Here is a 6,684-nt window from a genome sequence, read left to right on the forward strand (position 1 = left end):
TGAGCTAGGTGAGCGGCCAGGCGCGGCCGTCCGGGGCGTCGAGCCAGAACTCCTGGTGCTCGCGCGTCACCGTCAGCCCGAACCGGTCGCGGTCCGGCTTGCCCAGCTCGCACCACTCGACGTAGGCCGCCTCGGCGATCTCCCACAGCGCACGCGGGCCACCCTGCGCCACCTCGTCGGCGCCCCCGCGCTTGCGGTGGCGGACCCACGAGCCGTCCGGGTGGACCAGGGCCACGCCCGGCGCTTCGTCGTCGTCGCTTTCGCGCACCGGCCGGACGCCGGGCAGCGCGAGTCCCGCGAAGAACTCGAACTGCTTGCGCGGCTGGAGCACCGTCGACATCGGCAGCCGCGTCTGCTCCCAGTCGCCGCGGGACGGCATCGGCAGCGGGGCGGCGTCGGGCAGCCGATGCGCGCGAAGCGGCATGAAGCGGCCGTCACGCGCGAGGACGCGGCCCTGCGCCTCGCCGTCCCGGCCGACGACCAGCCGGACCAGCCCGGCGCCGATCGGGCGGTTCAGCGTCGTCACGATCAGGCCGCCCGGCGCGGTCTGCGCCAGCCAGGCCGGCGGGATTTCCGACACCGAAGCCGTGCACAGCAGCCGGTCGAAGACCGCGCCGGCCGGGAAGCCGAGCGCGCCGTCGCCCACCGCGCACGCCGGGCGGTACCCCGCCGCGGCCAGCCGCTCGCGCGCCGCCGCGACGATCACCGGGTCGATGTCCACTGTGGACACCTGGCCCGCGCCGCAGCGGTGGCTCAGCAGGGCGGCGTTGTAGCCGGTGCCGGTGCCGATCTCGAGCACGCACTGCCCGTCACGCACCCGCAGCTCTTCGAGCATGATCGCCATGATCGCCGGCATGCTCGACGAGCTCGTCGGCGTGCCGGCGACCGGGCCGGTGCGCCGCGCGAGCTCCCAGCGCTCCGGGCCGTCGTCGAGCTGCGTCACCAGCACCTCGCGGGAGTAGACGGTCTCCAGCCAGCCCGGGTCGCCGCGCGCGACCGCCGCCCACAGCCCGCCCGCCGGCACGAAGAACCGCGGCAGGAAGACGTGGCGGGGAACGGCGCGGAAGGCGGCGATCCACTCCGGGGCGTGCAGGACGTCCTCGTCGAGCAGCTGCTCGACGAGGCGCCGCCGCAGCCGGGCCGAGCGCGTCATGGCACCACGGTAGCGGTGCGCGTCACACCCGATGGTTGCAAGCAGAGTGCTTGCAATAGCTAGCACTCGCGCGTACCGTCGAAGGTGTCAGAAGGAGGTGACCGGATGACGGAAACCGGTGGGACGTCAGGATCCGGCGGTCCCATGGAGAAGGTCGCGGACATCGCTTCCGACATCGGCGAGTACATCCGCCAGCAGCGCAACACCGCGAAGATCTCGTTGCGCCAGCTGTCGAAGCTCGCCGGAGTGTCCAACCCGTACCTGAGCCAGATCGAGCGCGGGGTCCGCAAGCCCAGCGCGGAGATCCTGCAGCAGATCGCCAAGGGCCTGCGCATTTCGGCGGAAGCGCTGTACGTGCAGGCCGGGATCCTCGACCTGCCGACGGGCGGGCCGGTGGGCGACGCGATCCGCGCCGACGCCGAGCTGACCGAACGGCAGAAGCAGGTCCTGCTCGACGTTTACGAGTCCTTCCGCCGGGAGAACGCCGCGGCACGGCCGGCCGCCGCTCCCGCCCCAGACAGCACACCAGCCGCGAAAACCGAGGAGTCAGCATGACCACCCCCAAGACCGAAGACGTCAAGAAGGCCGTCACCACCGCCCTCGACCAGGTCCGCACGCCGCTGCTCGCCGCGCTCGGCGCCGGCAACCTGGCCACCCACGCCGTCACCGACGCCGTGGCGAAGGCCAAGGAGAACGTGACCAAGAGCGGCGAGGTCGCCCGCAAGAACCTGCAGGAGCTGCCGACCGACGTCGAGAGCCTCCGCGAGAAGCTGGACCCGGCCGAGCTGCGCAAGGTCATCGACGAGTACACCGAGGCCGCCCTGAAGCTGTACAACAAGCTGGCCGAGTCGGGCGAGCAGGCGTGGGACAAGATCGCCGCGCAGCCGCAGGTCAAGAAGGCCATCGAGCAGCTCGAAGAGGCCCTGACCACCGCGCAGGGTCAGGTCGAAGACGTCACCACCGAGGTCCGCGAGCGCGTCGACGGCGTGCTGGCCAAGGTGACCAAGCGCACCCGTTCGGCCGGCGAGAAGACCGCCCGCAAGGTGACCGAGGTCGCCGGCGAGACGGCCGAGGCCATCGAGGAGCTGGGTGACGACGTCGCCCACGAGACCCGGTCGGCCAGCCGCAAGGTCGCGAACAAGACGGCCCCGAAGACGGCCGCCCCGGCCCGCCGCACCACGACGTCGACCACCACGAGCGCCGCCGCGAAGAAGCCGGCCGCGCCGAAGACCGACAAGTAAAGACGCCGTGAACACCCGGCCCCGCCACCGCACCCCCGGTGGCGGGGCCGGGGTCGTTCGGGCGGTTTGCCGTAAGCTGTCGCTGTGCTAGTCGCCATCTGGATCCTCAATGTCATCCACTGGGGCAGCGCGCTGGTCGGGCTCTTCGCCTTCGTGCACGCGCTGCTCCAGCGCGCCGACGCGTACTCCGCGGCCGACCGCAAGACCAAGCCCATCTGGATGCTGATCACCGGTGGCGCAACCCTCGCGATGGCGCTGTTCAACGTGATGGGCCCGGGAATGATCTTCTGGGTCCCGGCGATGGCCGCGGCCCTGGTCTACATCGTGGACGTCCGCCCCAAGCTGATCGAAGTCCAGCGCGGCGGCTCCAGCTGGTGAGAGGCCGCCCCACGCCGGCCCGCTTCGGCGGAGGCGCTGTTTTAATGGGGTCGTGACCTGGACGATCGCCGGGAGCCTCACCGTCGTTCCCGCTCCCACCCGTACTGACCTGCTCGCCGAGCCGGTGGCCAAGGCCCTCGCCGCGCTCGCCGACCCGGACGCCGTCGGCGTCGCCGAGATCGACCCCGCGCTCGCCGACACCGCCGCCTTCTGCGAGACCTACGGCTCGCCGCTCGAAGCGTCCGCGAACTGCGTTGTCGTCGCCGGCAAGCGCGCGGGCGAAGTCCGCTTCGCGGCCGCGCTCGTGCTCGCGACCACCCGCGCCGACGTCAACGGCCTGATCAAGCGCCGGCTCGACGTCCGCAAGGCGTCGTTCGCGCCGATGGACGAAGCCGTCGCCCTCACCGGGATGGAGTACGGCGGCATCACGCCCGTCGGCCTGCCCGCCGAGTGGCCCGTCCTGATCGACCGGCGCGTCGCCGACGCACCCGAGCTCGTCGTCGGCAGCGGGATCCGCGGCAGCAAGCTGCTGATCTCCGGCGCCGCGCTGGCCGCCCTGCCCGGCGCCGAGGTCATCGAGGACCTCGCCCGGTGACGTCCGTCTGGCTCCGGTACCTGACCGGCGCCGACATCGACTCGCTCGGCGTCACCGACGCCGACATCGTCGGTGCGGTCGAGGACGTGCTCGCCGACCACGGCCGCGGTCAGGTCGTCTTCGAGCCGCGTACGCACCTCGTGCCGGACAACGGCGGCAAGGGCCACTTCAACATCCTTCGCGGCCACCTGTCCGCGAAGCAGGTCAGTGGCGTGAAGGTCGTCGGTGACTTCGTGGGGAACTTCGAACGGGGCCTCCCTTCGGAAATGGCGTTGATCCTGCTGCTGGACCCGGACACCGGCATGCCGCGGGCGATCGTCGACGGCACGATGATCACCGAGGCCCGCACCGGCGCGATGACCGCCGTCGGCGCGAAGTACCTGGCCCGCCCCGGCTCCCGGGTGCTCGGGCACATCGGCGCGCGCGGTACCGCCTGGTGGAACGTCGTGCTGCTCGACTCGTTGTTCGACTTCGCCGAGATCCGCGTGACCAGCAAGCGCCCGGAGTCGCGCGAAGACTTCGGCCGCCGGCTGTCCGAACGGCTCGGCAAGGACGTCCGCGTCTGCGCCACGGCCGAGGAGACCCTGGACGGCGCGGACATCCAGGTCGAAGCATCCCGGCTGGTCGAGCCCGAACCGCTGGTGCGGCGCGAGTTCCTCCGGCCGGGCACCTTCCTGGTGCCCTACGGCACGATCAGCGCGCTCGAGCTCACGCTGCTCGACGACATCGACAAGGTCGTGGTCGACGACTGGCGCGAATCGCAGTCCGGCAACCCGCGGTTCGGCGCCCTGCGCCCGCAGCTCAACGCCGGCCTCCTCACCGCGGACGGGGTCCACGCCGAGATCGGCGACATCGTGGCCGGGAAGAAGCCGGGCCGCGAGCACGACGCCGAACGGATCCTGTTCTGGCACCGCGGACTGTCCACAACGGACGTTGCGGTGGCGGACATGATCCTCGCCCGTGCCGAGGCTTCCGGCGTCGGCACCATGCTGCCCTACCGATGATTGTCTCCGACAGCGAGTTCGCTGACAGTGAACGGTTGGTTCTGGACAAACCGCTGGTAGACGCGCTTTCCGCGCGCCGCAGAGAGCTCTTGACCGCCCTTGCGGACCGCGCGGAACCGGTCTACGGCGTCAACACCGGGATGGGCAGGCTCGCGGGCGTCGCCCTCGACGCGCGGCAGCAAGCGGAGCACCAGCGCAACCTGCTGGTCGGCCGCGCGGTCGGCGGGCCGCCGTGGCTGCCGCCCGAGGACGTCCGCGCCCTGCTCGTCGTCCGGCTGCGGGATTTCCTGCGGCCGTGGTCGGGGGTGAGCCCGGAGCTGGTGCAGTTCCTGGTGGACCGCCTGAACGACGGCTTCACGCCCGCCGTCCCGCGGTTCGGCCTCGGCAGTTCGGGCGAGATCATCGCGCTGTCGCACGCGTTCCAGACATTCCTCGGCATCGGCACGGTCCTGGAGGACGGCGTCGAGGTGCCGGCCGCTTCGGCGCTCGCTCGCCGCAGCGTCGCGCCTTATGTCCTTGGGCCGAAAGAAGGTGCTTCGCTGCTTCAGGGGTCTCCACTGGCGGTGATGCACGCGCAGCGCGGGTGGACCGAAACCCGGCAGCTCATCGACCTGCAGACGCTCACCGAAGCCATGGCGATCGACGTGCTCGGCGCGCCGCGCGACGTCTTCTCACCGGTGATGGCGGGCGGCGACGATCACTTGGAAACCCTGCTGCACGAGCTGAACTCGCTGGCCGGGACGGGTCCGGTGCGGGCCGGCGTCGTGCAGGCGCCGCTGTCGGTGCGCGTGGCGCCGCGGGCCCTCGCCCACGCGTCTCGCGTCAATGCCGACCTGCGCGAAACCTGGCGGCGCTGGGCGACGATGCCGGGTGATTCGCCGTCTTTCGTCGACGGTTCGTTCATCCCCGGAACGGGTTACCACGCGGTGGACCTGGGCCTGCGGATGGACGCGGTGACGGCGGCGCTGGTGCACCTCGGCGAGCTTTCGGTGCAGCGGACGCACCGCCTGCTGGACGAGCGGTTCAGCGGGCTCCCGGCGCAGCTCACGGCGGATCCGGGACCGCAGGCGGGCCTGGTCCCGCTGCACAAGCGGGCGGCGGGCGAACTGCACGCCCTGCGCCGGCTCGCGACCCCGGCGACGCTCGGTTCGATCGACACATCGGCCGGCCAGGAGGACGTCCAGGCGTTCGCGGCGGCGGCCGGCGAGCAGCTGCGCGCGGCGGCCGGCCGGCTTTTCGCGATCACGGCGTGCGAGCTGATCACGGCGTCCCAGGCACGGCAGCTGGCCGGCGGTGAAGGCGCGTCCGGGCTTCGCGCGGCTTATCGGTGGGTGCGGTCGGTGGTGCCGCCGCTGGCCGAGGACCGTCCGCTGGGGCCCGAAGTCGAGCAGTTGATCGCGACTTGCCGAGCGGCGTCCTTCGACGACCTGACGACGCTCGGCTGACGTCGATTCCCCTTTGTTGGCAAGGGATTCCTGAGCTGTCCACATAGTTGCCCAGATGTGGACAACCGGCCGCCGGACACGGCCGAAACGGATAGCGCGGCCGAGCGGGGAGCTACGTTCGTCGGTGAGCGCCCACCGGGGTGCGACGGAATCCGGCGACGAGGAGGTATGACTGGACACAGGTTGATCGAGGTGTGCGGGAAGGCGGACGTGGACATCGGGTTGCTCGGGCGCGCGGCCGCGATGTTCGCGGTGACGAACGTCGACGATCTCGTGCTGCTCGCGGTGTTCTTCGGCCAGACGCCGGCCGGCCGCCGCGGCGAGCTCAAGGTCGTGGGCGGACAGTTCCTCGGCTTCGCGGCGATCTTGGCGGTGTCGGTCGCGGGAGCGCTCGGGGCAGGCTTGTTGCCGGACGGCGCCGTCCGGTGGCTGGGCGTGCTACCGGTGCTGCTGGGAATCCGCGCGGCTTGGCAGGCACGGCACCAGGACGCCGACGAGCCACCGACGGCGACGGGCCTGCTGGGAATCGCGACGGTGTGCTTCGCCAACGGCGGCGACAACGTCGGCGTGTACGTCCCCGCGTTCGCCGCGACCGGACCCGCGGGCTTGGTGAGCTACGTGGTGGTGTTCCTGGCAGGAGTGGCGGTGTGGTGCGTCGCGGGCCGGTTCTTGGCAACGCGACCGGCCGTCGGTCGCGTCCTGGCGAAGTGGGGCCACATCGTGCTGCCGGCGGTGCTGATCGCGCTCGGCGTGCTGATCCTGCTCGGCGCGTTCTAGGTGTGATGTCCAGGGACGTTGTCCTGAGTTGAGGTGACCTGGTGGTGGCCTGTCGTGCTGACAGGTGAAGGCCTCCGGATGTGAAGTGGAG

Annotated in this window: 8 protein-coding genes; 7 read left to right on the forward strand and 1 reads right to left on the reverse strand. The window is 71.4% G+C overall.

Annotated elements, in window-relative coordinates:
• Positions 1 to 4 precede the first annotated feature (4 nt).
• Positions 5 to 1,153 (reverse strand): methyltransferase domain-containing protein, encoded by a 1,149-nt coding sequence (locus tag AB0M93_RS30775; RefSeq protein WP_364279522.1) that lies wholly within the window; start codon positions 1,151 to 1,153, stop codon positions 5 to 7.
• A gap of 144 nt (positions 1,154 to 1,297) precedes the next feature.
• Between AB0M93_RS30775 and AB0M93_RS30780 the strand changes: the two genes are divergently transcribed.
• The 7 genes from AB0M93_RS30780 (at position 1,298) to AB0M93_RS30810 (ending at position 6,593) form a co-directional block, all read left to right on the forward strand.
• Positions 1,298 to 1,708, forward strand: coding sequence for a helix-turn-helix transcriptional regulator (locus AB0M93_RS30780; RefSeq protein ID WP_364279581.1), 411 nt, complete (start codon positions 1,298 to 1,300; stop codon positions 1,706 to 1,708).
• Positions 1,705 to 2,394, forward strand: coding sequence for a hypothetical protein (locus tag AB0M93_RS30785; RefSeq protein WP_364279525.1), 690 nt, complete (start codon positions 1,705 to 1,707; stop codon positions 2,392 to 2,394). The genes AB0M93_RS30780 and AB0M93_RS30785 overlap by 4 nt, the downstream gene beginning before the upstream one ends.
• 84 nt (positions 2,395 to 2,478) lie before the next feature.
• Positions 2,479 to 2,772 carry a DUF2516 family protein gene (locus AB0M93_RS30790; RefSeq protein ID WP_364279527.1) on the forward strand — a complete coding sequence of 98 codons (294 nt, stop codon included), beginning with the start codon at positions 2,479 to 2,481 and terminating at the stop codon, positions 2,770 to 2,772.
• A gap of 52 nt (positions 2,773 to 2,824) precedes the next feature.
• Entirely contained in the window at positions 2,825 to 3,367 is a 543-nt protein-coding gene (locus tag AB0M93_RS30795; protein WP_364279529.1) for a YbaK/EbsC family protein, read from the forward strand.
• A complete protein-coding gene (locus tag AB0M93_RS30800; protein ID WP_364279532.1) occupies positions 3,364 to 4,371 on the forward strand; it encodes an ornithine cyclodeaminase family protein in 1,008 nt (335 codons plus the stop codon). The genes AB0M93_RS30795 and AB0M93_RS30800 overlap by 4 nt, the downstream gene beginning before the upstream one ends.
• Positions 4,368 to 5,816 (forward strand): aromatic amino acid lyase, encoded by a 1,449-nt coding sequence (locus AB0M93_RS30805; protein ID WP_364279535.1) that lies wholly within the window; start codon positions 4,368 to 4,370, stop codon positions 5,814 to 5,816. Before AB0M93_RS30800 ends, AB0M93_RS30805 begins: the two co-directional genes overlap by 4 nt.
• Before the next feature lie 210 nt (positions 5,817 to 6,026).
• Complete coding sequence (locus AB0M93_RS30810) at positions 6,027 to 6,593, forward strand: cadmium resistance transporter (protein WP_364279584.1); 567 nt, start codon at positions 6,027 to 6,029, stop codon at positions 6,591 to 6,593.
• Positions 6,594 to 6,684: the final 91 nt, after the last annotated feature.

The sequence above is a fragment of the Amycolatopsis sp. NPDC051102 genome (genome assembly GCF_040682815.1).
Classification (GTDB): domain Bacteria; phylum Actinomycetota; class Actinomycetes; order Mycobacteriales; family Pseudonocardiaceae; genus Amycolatopsis.